Origin of the sequence: Staphylococcus sp. FSL W8-0305, assembly GCF_037966415.1 — a bacterium.
GTDB classification, from domain to species: domain Bacteria; phylum Bacillota; class Bacilli; order Staphylococcales; family Staphylococcaceae; genus Staphylococcus; species Staphylococcus aureus.
Genome location: NZ_CP150198.1, coordinates 630,413 through 643,788, shown reverse-complemented (window position 1 = coordinate 643,788; position 13,376 = coordinate 630,413). Strand labels below are relative to the sequence as shown.

Sequence of the window (13,376 nt, the reverse complement as noted above, 5' to 3'; positions counted from 1 at the left end):
CATATTAAGAACTAACGTTCATTATAGTATTATCCAAAAAGAAATTGAAGTATATTTAATTTTTTAACAAAATCATTATAAAATATAATATTTAGAATCAAGTCAACCATGTAAAATATAAAAAAGTCAAAACAAAAACAACTATAGCACTGTATTCCACCACTTTCGAAATAATTGTTACTGCAGTGTAACTTAAAAGTTGATGATTTTGTGCATATAGTTGTCGAATATTATTTCTTATCTTTACGGCGAAGTTCAGCGCCCTCATAGCCGTATTTTTCAATTTGCTTTTCTAATTTACGCGCTTTTCTTTCTTTACGCCAATTTCTTGTAAAATACCATAATAGAAAACTAATTAATAAACTCATGATCGCTAAAAACGCCGCGTATCCTAATAATGGTTGATATTTTATATCTTGAAAATTTGGAATAAAAAATGCAAGCACACCTAATATAACAAATGTAATTACTGCTGATACAAACCATTTATTTAAAACTAAGCAACAGAATATTGTTAATAAAATCATTATTAAAGTTGTGATCCATAAATAATTAGGCATATCGAATAATGTCATATTCATTCTCCTTTTATTTCATTACTTTCCTTGTATACATTTTATTATAAATTTTTAAAAACTTAAACAATAGCAGTCAGTTTCAAGCAATATTCTATCTACTATTAGAAAAATCATTGTTCCTTGCGACATGGGAATCGTAACATTATCGTTTAGGAGACAAAATTATGTATAATGAATGTATTATACCAAAGGAGTGATTATATGTCTCAAGGTTTACCTTTAAGAGAAGATGTTCCTGTTTCAGAAACATGGGATTTAACAGACTTATTTAAAGATGATCAACAATATTATGAAAGTATTGACGCTCTAGTACAACAAGCAAATCAATTTCATCATACATATGCAACAACATTAAATTCAATCGAACAAATTAATACTGCTTTAGCTGAATTAGAAAATATTTTAATTGCCTTAGATCGCTTAAGTAATTATGCAGAACTACGTTTAAGTGTAGATACTAGTAATATTGAGGCACAAGTATTGAGCGCTAAATTATCTACTACATACGGTAAAATTGTTAGCCAATTATCATTTGTAGAGTCAGAAATACTTGAATTACCAGAAGAAATACTTCAACAATTAGAAAAATCATGTCCATATCAACACTATATTAAACAGTTAATAAAACAAAAGCCATTCCAATTATCTGCGTCGGTAGAACAATTATTAGCAATTTTATCACCTACGCTAAACAGTCCTTACGATTTATACGGCACGACAAAAATGCTAGATATTACATTCGATTCATTTGAACATGATGGTACAACGTACCCTGTCGACTATGCTACGTTTGAAAATGATTATGAAGATAATAAAGATCCTGAGTTTAGACGTAAAAGTTTCAAATCGTTTAGCGATGGGATTCGAAAATATCAGCATACTACCGCGGCTACATATAATATGCAAGTACAACAAGAAAAAATTGAAGCTGATTTACGTGGGTTTGAATCGGTCATCGATTATTTATTACATAGTCAAGAAGTAACGCGTGATATGTTTGACCGTCAAATCGATATGATTATGCGTGACTTGGCACCAGTTATGCAGAAATATGCTAAACTTTTACAACGTATTCACGGATTAGATAACATGCGTTTTGAAGACTTAAAAATTTCTGTAGACCCTGATTATGAACCAGAGATTTCAATTGAAGACTCAAAAAATTATATTTTCGGTGCGTTAAGTGTTTTAGGTGATGACTATACAAACATGTTACGTGAAGCATACGATCAGCGATGGATTGATTTTGCACAAAATAAAGGTAAAGATACAGGCGCATTTTGTGCAAGTCCATACTTTACACATTCATATGTGTTTATTTCTTGGACTGGTAAAATGGCTGAAGCATTTGTCTTAGCACATGAATTAGGTCATGCAGGTCATTTTACATTAGCTCAAAAACATCAACCATATCTTGAATCAGAAGCATCAATGTACTTTGTTGAAGCCCCTTCTACATTGAATGAAATGTTGATGGCCAATTATTTATTTAACAAAAGTGATAATCCAAGATTTAAGCGTTGGGTTATTGGCTCAATTTTATCTAGAACATATTATCATAATATGGTTACCCACTTATTAGAAGCTGCTTATCAACGTGAAGTGTATCGCAAAGTAGATCAAGGTGAATCTTTAAATGCGCCGACATTAAATGAAATAATGCTAAATGTTTATAAACAATTTTTCGGAGATGCAGTAGACATGACTGAGGGTGCTGAATTAACATGGATGCGTCAACCTCATTACTATATGGGATTATATTCGTATACGTATTCTGCTGGCTTAACAATCGGGACTGTCGTTTCTCAAAAGATTAAAAATGAAGGCCAACCAGCTGTTGATGCTTGGTTAGAAACATTGAAAAAAGGTGGTAGTGTATCACCTGTCGAACTTGCAAACATTGCGGGTGTAGACATTACTACAGAACAGCCACTTAAATCTACAATTCAATATATTTCTGATTTAGTGGATGAAGTTGAAAAATTAACAGATGAAATTGAGCAAGCAAATAACTAGGATGCGAGACAACTTATAGTAGAACAATATAAACCAAGATTTTCACATTACTAATTGTGAGAATCTTGGTTTTTTTGAGGGTTTATGAATAATAGAAATATATATTTATCGTAAGGGATTTTATAGTAATAACTTTAAGTTATTGTTCGTAATGTGTACCTGTTAAATAAAAATAAACACTTTCAGCGATGTTAATAATATGATCACCAATACGTTCTAGATGTCTTGCTGCTAAATGGGCTTGTGCAGCGACAAATGGATCGTTATCAATAAGATACGTTGCGTTAATAATATGACTATATAAGTCATCGATATCTTCATCACGCTCAATTATTTCTCTTATTAATACGGTATCTTTCTTTTTAAATGCTTGATCTAAATCCTTTAACATTAACATAGCTAGTTTACCCATTGTCTTTAAACGGGTTAACACATAATCATCTGTAATCTTCGTACGCAATCGAATATTGGCAATACTCGATGCATTATCTCCTATTCTTTCTAAATCGGAGGCGATTTTTAATGAAGAAATCATCATACGCAAATCACTCGCAATGGGCTGTTGCTTTGTAATTAACATGATAACTCGCTCATTAATATTATAATTTAATTGATTGATATGTTTATCGTTTTTAACTGTTTGTCGTGCAAAGCCTCTATCGTCAATACTTAATGATTTTATACCATTTTCAATACTCACATAGACATTTGCACCTAACCGACGTAATTCTTTTATTAAATCATCAAGTTGCTCCTGATATCGTTGTCTAATTATTGCCATTATATATCAACCAAACCTTCCTGAAATATAATCTTCTGTTTTCTTGTTTGATGGGTTAGAGAAAATTTTATCAGTGTCATCATATTCATTGACATAACCATTTAAGAAAAATGCAGTTTTATCTGATACACGAGCTGCTTGTTGCATATTATGTGTAACCATAATAATTGTGTACTTTTCTTTTAGTTCTTGAACCAACTCTTCTACTCTTAATGTTGAGATTGGATCTAATGCTGATGTGGGTTCATCCATTAAAATGACTTCAGGTTCAATTGCTAAACAACGCGCGATACAAACACGCTGTTGTTGCCCACCGGATAAACTATATGCATTTGTGTGCAACCTATCCTTTAATTCATCCCAAATTGCAGCGCCACGTAATGATTTCTCAACGATTTCATCAAGAACTTTTTTATTTTTAATACCGTGAATCTTTGGCCCGTAAGTAATATTATCGTATATTGATTTTGGAAATGGATTAGGTTGTTGGAAGACCATGCCCACATTTGTACGTAATTGTTCTTTAGAATATTTTTGATCAAAAATGTCTTGATCGCGATATAGTATTTTACCAGCTGTTTTGACTGTGGGTACTAACTCAACCATTCGATTCAAAGTTTTAATATATGTTGATTTGCCACAACCAGATGGACCTATAATGGCAGTAATTTGGTTTTCATAAATATCTAAATTAATATTTTGCAATGCATGATTTTCGCCATACCATAAGTCTAAATTTTGTGTTGAATATATAACAGAATGTGAGTTTGTATCATCTGGTGTTTTATGATGACTTTGTGAGACATCAAACGTATGACTTTGAGATATTTGTTTAGTTTGTGCAAGTGTTTGCGCCATATTTAATACTCCCTTTTTAATAGATAAATTAGATTGATTGTTTAAATTAGAATTTTTTACTATATTTGTTACGTAAAATAATCGCAACGCCATTCATTAAGATTAAGATAACTAGTAAAACGATAATGCCTGCCGATGCAACATTCTGGAATTCTTCTTGTGGCATTTTCGCCCAAGTAAATATTTGGATAGGTAATGCTGAAAATTGATCCAATATACTTCTAGGTGTTGCCAATAATATAGTTGGTATACCGATAAGCACAAGTGGCGCTGTTTCTCCCAGTGCTCTTGAAAGAGACAAAATGAATCCAGTTAAAATACCAGGTAACGCTGCTGGTAAGACAACACGTCTTATCGTTTGCCATTTATTAGCACCTAAGCCGTAAGAAGCTTCGCGTACTGAGTTAGGTACAGCTCTAATTGCTTCCTGACTTGAAACAATAATAATTGGTAATATCAGTAAGGTCATTGTTAGCGCTGCTGCCAATATACTGTTACCCATTTTCAAGGCTTCAATCCCGGCACCACCAACGAACAAAGTGTAACCTAATAACCCAAATACAACTGATGGTACACCAGCTAAATTGGAAATACTGATTTTAACAAACTGAGTAAATTTGTTGTTTTTCGCATATTCTTCTAAGTATATAGCTGTACCTATTCCTAGGATGATTGATAATGGAATGATACTTAACATTAACCAAAGTGAACCGATTAATGCGCCTTTAACGCCAGCCATAGATGGTGTTGAAGAAGAAAAATTAGTGAAAAACTGTAAATTTAAATGACTTACCCCTTTAATCAATGTTTGAGTTAACAACGCAATAAGTACGACAAGTCCTAATAATGTACATGCTAAAAATATGAGTTTGAACACTTTATTTTTAACCGTTCTGGATGATAAATGTTTTTGGACAAGTTGTTGATCGACGAGTGATTGTCTATTATTATCTGTCGTTTCCATATTAATACTCCTCCCTAAAACGCTTAGAAATCCATTGAGAAAGTAAATTCATGATTAAGGTAAAGATAAATAATGTGAATCCTACAGCATAAATACTGTAATAAATATTTGATCCAAATGTTGCATCACCTGTCGCTATCTCAACAATATATCCAGTCATTGTTTGAATTGAACTTGTTAAACTTAATGAAGCTGTTGGTGAACTACCTGCCGCTAATGATACAATCATCGTTTCTCCAATTGCTCTTGAAATCGCGAGAACTATTGAAGCTACAATACCTGATGTTGCTGCAGGAAGTACGACCTTAGTTGCTACTTCTAATTTAGTTGCTCCAAGTCCATAGGCACCTTCTCGAATTTTATTTGGTACAGATGCCATTGCATCCTCACTCAAACTTGTGATGAGAGGGACAATCATAATACCTACAACTAAGCCGGGACTTATAGCATTAAACTCTCCAAGACCAGGTATGAAAGATCTTAATACTGGTGTAACAAAGGTTAATGCAAAGAAACCAAACACAATTGTTGGTATTCCTGCTAAAATTTCTAATATCGGTTTTATTATGCGTCGTGCACGGTCACTTGCATATTCACTTAAATAAATTGCTGCACCAAGCCCGACTGGAACTGCAAATATAGTCGCAATAACTGTGATTTTTAAAGTCCCTATTATCAATGCCCAGATACCAAACTTAGGGTCTGAGCCGGTAGGATTCCAAGTAGTAGAAAATAGAAATTCAGTTATTGGAATTCTGGTGAAAAAAGTGATGGTTTCTAAAAGCAATGTGATTAATATACCTAGTGTTGTTAAAATGGAAATCGCTGAAATTGCAGCTAAAATAACTGGTATAATTTTGTCATTATGCTTCCCTTTTTTATTATTATTTTTTTCAATTAAAGCTTTAACATTAGTAGATGAAGTCATAATCAAACCTCTTTCTATTACTCCCAAAATAATTAGATTTGTAAAATAATGATGAACCACTATTTTAAGTTGATAAGCTTGTAGACTAACTGAATGTCAAAATCAGCGTCTCGATAAATCAAGCTTTGCACTCTAAATAATGATTCACCATCAAAATCATGTTTCAAGACACATTTGAAATTGCGTCTTATTATTTCTTGTCTTCAGACTTTTTATCATCAGATTTCTTGTCGTCTGATTTTTGATTTTTATCAATAAATGCTTTTAAATCATCTAATTGTGATTTGTATGTTTTCTCTGGTGCTGCTACATATCCACCTTCTTCAGCTGCTTTACCTTTATCTTCTAAGACGAATTTGATAAATTCTGACATTACTTTATTATCTTTCAATGCTTTTTCATTTACATAAATGAATAATGGTCTACTTAATGCATAAGAGTTATCTTGAATTGTTTTTTTCGTAGGCTCTGTTGCTTTACCATTTTCATCTTTGATTTTAACTTCTTTTAATTTATCTTTATTTTGTACGTAGAAGTTATATCCAAAGTATCCGATTCCCTCTTTGTTTTTCGTTACAGAAGAAACGATAGCATTTGTATCAGCATTTTTTTCTGCTTTAATATCTTCTTTATTCATTACTTCATTTTCAAAGAAGTCATAAGTACCATGACTTGAGTTTGGTGATACAGCATTTATTTTTTTATCTGGCCATTTACTATTAACATCTTTCCATGTTTTAGCTTTTCCAGAATAAATTGCTTTTAATTGCTGTTTGTCTAATTCATCTACAAAATCATTTTCTTTATTTACAGCAACCGTTACACCATCTTGCGCAATTTTGAATTCTTTGTATTTGATATTCTTATCTTGTAATTTTTGCTTCTCTTCATCTTTAATTGGTCTAGAAGCATCAGCGAAGTCGATATCTCCTGCAATGAATTTTTGGAAACCAGCACCTGTACCAGCTTGTCCTGCTGAGATTTTAGCATCCGAGTGATCTTGAGCCCATTTTTCATTTAATTTCTCCACAATTGGTGCTACTGTTGATGAGCCATCCCCTTTAGCTTCCCCTTTTAAATCACTATTACCACTGCCGCCATTACCGCCACCACAAGCACCTAATAATAGTGTTGCACCTAAAGCTGTAGTACCAACAAATTGCCATTTTTTCATTGAAATATCCTCCCTGTATGAACAACAAATAGTATTTGTATTGATTACATCTTTATCTTAACCTCGAATTATTAACCTCATCTTTAGAAACTGTAAATGTTACATAAATGTTTGTTAAGAAAATGTAAATATTATTTTTTGTTAATCTGAAAAATATTGCTTCATCAGTAAAATTGAAATGTTTCCTGATAAATTTTCCAAATTTAAATATGAACACAAAAAATGGACAGATGAAATTAAAAATCTACTTCATCTGTCCGATTTAATATTGAATAAAAAAACACGCATCCTACGATACGTGTAAAAATGATTATTCTTTTGACTCAATTCGACTCCAACCTTTTTTAGTTAAAGTGATTTTACCAGTTTCTATATTAATGATCTTATGTTTATATAAGTGACCGATTGCACGTTTGAATGAACCTTTACTCATATTGAATACTTCTTTAATCGCTTCAGGGCTTGATTTGTCCCAGAATGGTAATTCACCATCATATTCAACTAGTAAATCAAAGATGACTTGACCGTCATCGTCTAAACGTTCATGTGCAAGTGGTAAAAATGAACCATTTAACTCACCTTTATCATTATGACCGATAATTCTAACTTGAACAGATTCACCTAGTCTCGGTTCAGCTTTACGTTCTGATTCATGTACAAAAATTTTGTAACCTGATTCGCTTAATAAGAAGCTACCAATTCGTAATACGCGGTATGGTTTGGCTTCAATGACTTCGTTTTTTAAATTATCGTCGTGTACAGGTGTAAACATATTTTCTACAACAGATTCACTCGCTAAACGTCCATACATATGATTCTCACGGTCAATTCGTAATGTAACTAGCAAATGATCTCCAGGTTGTGGCCATAGTGATTTCACTTTTGGTAAATCTTCCCATGGTACTAACACTTCACGGGGTAATCCAACATCTATACGTGCCCCATCGCGATCCGTTTTAAGTACTTTAGCAAAATCATATTTATCTTTCGTAATATCAGGCATATTTTGAGTTGCAAATAATTCACCTGAACGGTTTGGATAAATGAAGAAACTATATTCTTCACCTACTTCTAATTCATCATCATCGTTCATTTCTGATTGGTTTAACTTTACGTTTTCACCGTTTGGTCCTTTTAAAAGGTAAGTTGAGCCTTGTAACCCTACTACTTCAAGGAATTCTATAGAACCTACTATATCTTTGTCTAATGCCATGTTATTCTCCTTCGATTCTTGTATTCTTTATTATTATAACATGTGTGAGTCATTCTATCATTACAACTTATATGAGGTCGAAACTGTGACGATAATATGATATAATTCTTCCGTTAGAATATCGAATGAAAAAAAGGAGAAAATGCATGTTACAAGTAACTGATGTGAGTTTACGTTTTGGAGATCGTAAACTATTTGAAGATGTAAATATTAAATTTACAGAAGGTAATTGTTATGGATTAATTGGTGCGAATGGTGCAGGTAAATCAACATTCTTAAAAATATTATCTGGTGAATTAGATTCTCAAACAGGACATGTTTCATTAGGTAAAAATGAACGTCTAGCTGTTTTAAAACAGGACCACTATGCTTATGAAGATGAACGCGTGCTTGATGTTGTAATTAAAGGTCACGAACGTCTTTATGAGGTTATGAAAGAAAAAGATGAAATCTATATGAAGCCAGATTTCAGTGATGAAGATGGTATCCGTGCTGCTGAACTTGAAGGTGAATTTGCAGAAATGAATGGTTGGAATGCTGAAGCTGATGCAGCTAACCTTTTATCCGGTTTAGGTATCGATCCAACTTTACACGATAAAAAAATGGCTGAATTAGAAAACAACCAAAAAATTAAAGTATTATTAGCGCAAAGTTTATTCGGTGAACCAGACGTACTATTACTGGATGAGCCTACTAACGGTCTCGATATTCCAGCAATCAGTTGGTTAGAAGATTTCTTAATTAACTTTGATAATACTGTTATCGTAGTATCACATGACCGTCATTTCTTAAATAATGTATGTACTCATATCGCTGATTTAGACTTTGGTAAAATTAAAGTTTATGTTGGTAACTATGATTTTTGGTATCAATCTAGTCAGTTAGCTCAAAAGATGGCTCAAGAACAAAACAAGAAAAAAGAAGAAAAAATGAAAGAGTTACAGGACTTTATTGCTCGTTTCTCAGCTAACGCTTCTAAATCTAAACAAGCAACAAGTCGTAAAAAACAACTTGAGAAAATTGAATTAGATGATATTCAACCATCATCAAGAAGATATCCTTTCGTTAAATTCACGCCTGAGCGTGAGATTGGTAACGACTTATTAATCGTTCAAAATCTTTCTAAAACAATTGACGGCGAAAAAGTATTAGATAATGTATCCTTCACAATGAATCCAAATGATAAAGCGATTTTAATTGGAGATAGTGAAATTGCAAAAACAACATTACTTAAAATATTAGCTGGCGAAATGGAACCAGACGAAGGTTCATTTAAATGGGGTGTTACTACATCGTTAAGTTACTTCCCTAAAGATAACTCAGAGTTCTTTGAGGGTGTAAATATGAATCTCGTTGATTGGTTAAGACAATATGCTCCTGAAGATGAACAAACAGAAACATTTTTACGTGGTTTCTTAGGTCGTATGTTATTTAGTGGTGAAGAAGTTAAGAAAAAAGCTAGTGTGCTTTCAGGTGGAGAAAAAGTACGTTGTATGCTAAGTAAAATGATGTTATCAAGTGCGAATGTACTTTTACTTGACGAACCTACTAACCACTTAGACTTAGAAAGTATTACTGCTGTCAATGATGGCCTTAAATCATTTAAAGGTTCTATCATCTTTACTTCTTATGACTTTGAATTTATCAACACGATTGCAAACCGTGTTATCGATTTAAATAAACAAGGCGGCGTTTCAAAAGAAATTCCATATGAAGAATACTTGCAAGAAATCGGCGTTTTAAAATAAATATAATTTGTAGAATTTCTTTTCGAAAATCTCTGTGTTGAGGCCCGGCCAACTTGCACATTTTTGTAAGTTGACATTACTGTCACCTTCTATATTGGGACTTATTCCCCAACTCGTATTGTTTGTAGAAATTAGGAATCCAATTTCTCTATGTGAGACGCTGACAAGTATTGAAAAAAGCTAGGTACAAAGTCATTTTCATTCAGTCAACTACTGTCAATATAACATTGCAGGGCCTAGGGCATTGATTCATGTCCGAGACTATATTCAATTTAATAGACATTAACTGGACGTCTCGATGCTAATATTTATAGCATCGAGGTGTCTTTTTTATTTTTTAGCACATCAGCACAGTGAACACCCCTTCTCTAAATTACAAATACAGTTATCAACGCATTAAAAGAGTACATTTATTTAATGTGCATATTGAGTACGCTATAAGTATTTCGGATTTTATTTTTCAAAAAAGTTTCATTCTCACCACCTTTTATAATATAAGCAACGCTATAACTTGAATTTTCAGGTTATTCCAAAAAATCTAAATTATCGGTTTACATTCATATTTGTCATATGTATAATGAACACATACCAATTTAATAATATTTTGATGAGGCGCATCAATCATGAGTAAAGTTTAGATTACTGTCTGCTAACAGCTAAATTTGAAAGGGTGCGATGCCGAAGCGATTATAATAGCAGTTATAATTTGTTGGACTTTTTGGTTAAGAGCTGAGAGTTTGTCATTATTTAAAAATAATGGAGTGCATCACTTGTATATAGATTAAGAGCAAGTTCGCATTCCGAACTTGTTCTTTTTTTATTATTGTGTGCCCTTCCTAACAATTAGGAGGATTATATGGTAACAAGAAGCGTGTTGAAATTTGGCGGATCATCCGTCAGTGATTTTACAAAAATAAAAAGGATCGCTGAAATGTTAAAGGAGCGGGTCAATCAAGATGAACAATTAATTGTCGTTGTAAGTGCTATGGGTAACACAACAGATCAATTAATGACGAATGTATCGACATTGACTAAAACACCAAAACAACAAGAACTGGCATTATTATTGACAACCGGAGAGCAACAAACTGTATCTTATTTATCAATGGTATTAAATGATATCGGTGTGAATGCAAAAGCAATGACTGGCTATCAAGCGGGTATTAAAACCATTGGCCATCATTTAAAAAGTAAAATTGCTCAAATTAATCCTCAAACATTTGAACAAGCCTTTCAAGAAAACGATATTTTAGTAGTTGCTGGATTTCAAGGCATCAATGACCATCAGGAATTAACAACTTTAGGCAGAGGTGGTTCTGATACGACCGCTGTGGCACTTGCTGTTAGTAATCAAATACCTTGTGAAATTTATACCGACGTTGATGGTGTGTATGCCACTGACCCAAGACTTTTACCAAAAGCTAAACGACTAGACATCGTCTCATATGAAGAAATGATGGAAATGAGCGCTTTAGGTGCTGGTGTACTTGAAACAAGAAGTGTTGAATTAGCTAAAAACTATAATATCCCTTTATATTTAGGAAAAACTTTATCGAACGTGAAAGGAACATGGATTATGTCAAATGAAGAAATATTAGAGAGAAAAGCAGTTACTGGTGTGGCTTTGGATAAACATATGATGCATGTAACAATTAGTTATCCCCTACCTGACAATCAGCTACTTACCCAACTATTTACGGAACTTGAAGAAGGTGCTGTAAATGTTGATATGATTTCACAAATCGTCAACTTGGATGGACTACAACTATCCTTCACGATTAAAGATAGTGATTTTCATCAAATTTCTATGATTCTTAAAACATTAAAGAATCAATATGAAGCATTAGCTTATAAAATCAATGAGCATTATGTCAAAATTTCATTAATTGGCTCAGGCATGCGTGATATGTCAGGTGTGGCATCAAAAGCATTTTTGACATTAATTGAAAATAATATACCTTTCTACCAAACAACAACATCTGAAATAAGTATTTCATACGTCATTGATGATTTTAATGGGCAACAAGCGGTGGAAAAACTATATGACGCATTTAACATTTAATGGTAAAATGATTGTTAAAATATTCTAAAAATTGGAAATTATTATAAAATGGAGTGACAAGTTATGACAAAATTAGCAGTTGTGGGTGCAACAGGATTAGTAGGTACAAAAATGTTGGAGACATTAAATCGTAAAAATATTCCTTTCGATGAATTAGTATTATTTTCATCAGCACGTTCTGCAGGGAAAGAAGTTGAATTTCAAGGAAAAACATATACAGTTCAAGAATTAACTGATGCTCGTGCAAGTGAACATTTCGATTATGTATTAATGAGTGCTGGTGGCGGTACAAGCGAACACTTTGCCCCACTCTTTGAAAAAGGTGGTGCAATCGTTATAGACAATTCAAGTCAATGGCGTATGGCAGAAGATATTGATTTAATCGTTCCGGAAGTCAATGAACCTACTTTTACAAGAGGTATCATTGCCAATCCAAACTGCTCTACGATTCAGTCTGTTGTGCCATTAAAAGTATTGCAAGATGCTTATGGTTTAAAACGAGTGGCATATACAACATATCAAGCTGTATCAGGTTCAGGGATGAAAGGTAAGAAAGATTTAGCTGAAGGTGTAAATGGTAAAGCACCAGAAGCATATCCACATCCAATTTATAATAATGTGTTACCGCATATTGATGTGTTTTTAGAAAACGGATATACAAAAGAAGAACAAAAAATGATTGATGAGACGAGAAAAATTTTAAATGCGCCAGACTTAAAAGTAACAGCAACATGTGCACGTGTTCCTGTTCAAGATAGTCATAGTGTTGAAATTGATGTAACACTTGAAAAAGAAGCGACTGCAGAAGATATTAAAGCATTATTTGATCAAGATGATCGCGTTGTTTTAGTAGACAATCCAGAGAACAATGAATATCCAATGGCAATCAATTCTACTAATAAAGATGAAGTATTTGTTGGCCGTATACGTAGAGATGATTCATTAGAAAATACTTTCCATGTATGGTGTACATCAGACAATTTATTAAAAGGTGCTGCATTAAATGCTGTACAAGTATTGGAACAAGTTATGCGTTTAAAAGGAGCGAATTAAA

At 32.9% G+C, this 13,376-nt stretch carries 12 protein-coding genes and 1 riboswitch; of the genes, 4 read left to right on the top strand and 8 right to left on the bottom strand.

Annotation, left to right across the window (positions count from 1 at the left end; genetic code table 11):
- Positions 1 to 97 precede the first annotated feature (97 nt).
- Together NST10_RS03260 and NST10_RS03255 are read right to left on the bottom strand one after the other, a co-directional pair.
- Entirely contained in the window at positions 98 to 283 is a 186-nt protein-coding gene (locus NST10_RS03260) for a hypothetical protein (protein WP_001791183.1), read from the bottom strand.
- Positions 231 to 575 carry a hypothetical protein gene (locus tag NST10_RS03255; protein ID WP_000171798.1) on the bottom strand — a complete coding sequence of 115 codons (345 nt, stop codon included), beginning with the start codon at positions 573 to 575 and terminating at the stop codon, positions 231 to 233. Before NST10_RS03255 ends, NST10_RS03260 begins: the two co-directional genes overlap by 53 nt.
- Positions 576 to 779: 204 nt before the next feature.
- Here NST10_RS03255 and pepF point away from each other — a divergent pair, with 204 nt between their 5' ends.
- Complete coding sequence (pepF, locus tag NST10_RS03250) at positions 780 to 2,594, top strand: oligoendopeptidase F (RefSeq protein ID WP_000077549.1); 1,815 nt, start codon at positions 780 to 782, stop codon at positions 2,592 to 2,594.
- A gap of 139 nt (positions 2,595 to 2,733) precedes the next feature.
- Here the strand turns inward: pepF and phoU are convergent, their stop codons facing one another.
- The 6 genes from phoU to cvfB form a co-directional block, all read right to left on the bottom strand.
- Positions 2,734 to 3,375 carry a phosphate signaling complex protein PhoU gene (phoU, locus tag NST10_RS03245; protein WP_000974850.1) on the bottom strand — a complete coding sequence of 214 codons (642 nt, stop codon included), beginning with the start codon at positions 3,373 to 3,375 and terminating at the stop codon, positions 2,734 to 2,736.
- A gap of 6 nt (positions 3,376 to 3,381) precedes the next feature.
- Positions 3,382 to 4,233: a phosphate ABC transporter ATP-binding protein PstB gene (gene pstB, locus NST10_RS03240; protein ID WP_000079448.1), complete on the bottom strand. Its 852-nt coding sequence runs from the start codon at positions 4,231 to 4,233 to the stop codon at positions 3,382 to 3,384.
- Positions 4,234 to 4,279: 46 nt separating this feature from the next.
- Positions 4,280 to 5,197, bottom strand: a complete 918-nt coding sequence (gene pstA / locus NST10_RS03235; protein ID WP_000450299.1) for a phosphate ABC transporter permease PstA — start codon at positions 5,195 to 5,197, stop codon at positions 4,280 to 4,282.
- 1 nt (position 5,198) lies between these two features.
- On the bottom strand, positions 5,199 to 6,125 hold the full coding sequence (gene pstC, locus NST10_RS03230) for a phosphate ABC transporter permease subunit PstC (RefSeq protein WP_000204625.1): 927 nt from the start codon (positions 6,123 to 6,125) through the stop codon (positions 5,199 to 5,201).
- A 190-nt stretch (positions 6,126 to 6,315) separates the two neighbouring features.
- On the bottom strand, positions 6,316 to 7,299 hold the full coding sequence (locus NST10_RS03225; RefSeq protein ID WP_000759233.1) for a phosphate ABC transporter substrate-binding protein PstS: 984 nt from the start codon (positions 7,297 to 7,299) through the stop codon (positions 6,316 to 6,318).
- 310 nt (positions 7,300 to 7,609) lie between these two features.
- Positions 7,610 to 8,512, bottom strand: a complete 903-nt coding sequence (cvfB, locus tag NST10_RS03220; RefSeq protein ID WP_001162351.1) for an RNA-binding virulence regulatory protein CvfB — start codon at positions 8,510 to 8,512, stop codon at positions 7,610 to 7,612.
- 146 nt (positions 8,513 to 8,658) lie between these two features.
- Here cvfB and NST10_RS03215 point away from each other — a divergent pair, with 146 nt between their 5' ends.
- The 3 genes from NST10_RS03215 (at position 8,659) to NST10_RS03205 (ending at position 13,375) form a co-directional block, all read left to right on the top strand.
- The gene (locus NST10_RS03215; RefSeq protein ID WP_000942303.1) at positions 8,659 to 10,260 is read left to right on the top strand and encodes an ATP-binding cassette domain-containing protein; all 1,602 of its coding nucleotides are present in this window, start codon (positions 8,659 to 8,661) and stop codon (positions 10,258 to 10,260) included.
- Between the two features lie 599 nt (positions 10,261 to 10,859).
- Positions 10,860 to 11,035: riboswitch (Lysine riboswitch) on the top strand.
- An 81-nt stretch (positions 11,036 to 11,116) separates the two neighbouring features.
- Positions 11,117 to 12,322, top strand: coding sequence for an aspartate kinase (locus NST10_RS03210; protein ID WP_000258725.1), 1,206 nt, complete (start codon positions 11,117 to 11,119; stop codon positions 12,320 to 12,322).
- A gap of 63 nt (positions 12,323 to 12,385) precedes the next feature.
- On the top strand, positions 12,386 to 13,375 hold the full coding sequence (locus NST10_RS03205) for an aspartate-semialdehyde dehydrogenase (RefSeq protein WP_000163520.1): 990 nt from the start codon (positions 12,386 to 12,388) through the stop codon (positions 13,373 to 13,375).
- Position 13,376: the final 1 nt, after the last annotated feature.

What these genes read in the sequence shown, in the direction of transcription:
- NST10_RS03255 (WP_000171798.1), bottom strand. Translation starts at nt 575, where the DNA reads ATGACATTATTCGATATGCCTAATTATTTATGGATCACAACTTTAATA.
- pepF (WP_000077549.1), top strand. Translation starts at nt 780, where the DNA reads ATGTCTCAAGGTTTACCTTTAAGAGAAGATGTTCCTGTTTCAGAAACA.
- phoU (WP_000974850.1), bottom strand. Translation starts at nt 3,375, where the DNA reads ATGGCAATAATTAGACAACGATATCAGGAGCAACTTGATGATTTAATA.
- pstB (WP_000079448.1), bottom strand. Translation starts at nt 4,233, where the DNA reads ATGGCGCAAACACTTGCACAAACTAAACAAATATCTCAAAGTCATACG.
- pstA (WP_000450299.1), bottom strand. Translation starts at nt 5,197, where the DNA reads ATGGAAACGACAGATAATAATAGACAATCACTCGTCGATCAACAACTT.
- pstC (WP_000204625.1), bottom strand. Translation starts at nt 6,125, where the DNA reads ATGACTTCATCTACTAATGTTAAAGCTTTAATTGAAAAAAATAATAAT.
- NST10_RS03225 (WP_000759233.1), bottom strand. Translation starts at nt 7,299, where the DNA reads ATGAAAAAATGGCAATTTGTTGGTACTACAGCTTTAGGTGCAACACTA.
- cvfB (WP_001162351.1), bottom strand. Translation starts at nt 8,512, where the DNA reads ATGGCATTAGACAAAGATATAGTAGGTTCTATAGAATTCCTTGAAGTA.
- NST10_RS03215 (WP_000942303.1), top strand. Translation starts at nt 8,659, where the DNA reads ATGTTACAAGTAACTGATGTGAGTTTACGTTTTGGAGATCGTAAACTA.
- NST10_RS03210 (WP_000258725.1), top strand. Translation starts at nt 11,117, where the DNA reads ATGGTAACAAGAAGCGTGTTGAAATTTGGCGGATCATCCGTCAGTGAT.
- NST10_RS03205 (WP_000163520.1), top strand. Translation starts at nt 12,386, where the DNA reads ATGACAAAATTAGCAGTTGTGGGTGCAACAGGATTAGTAGGTACAAAA.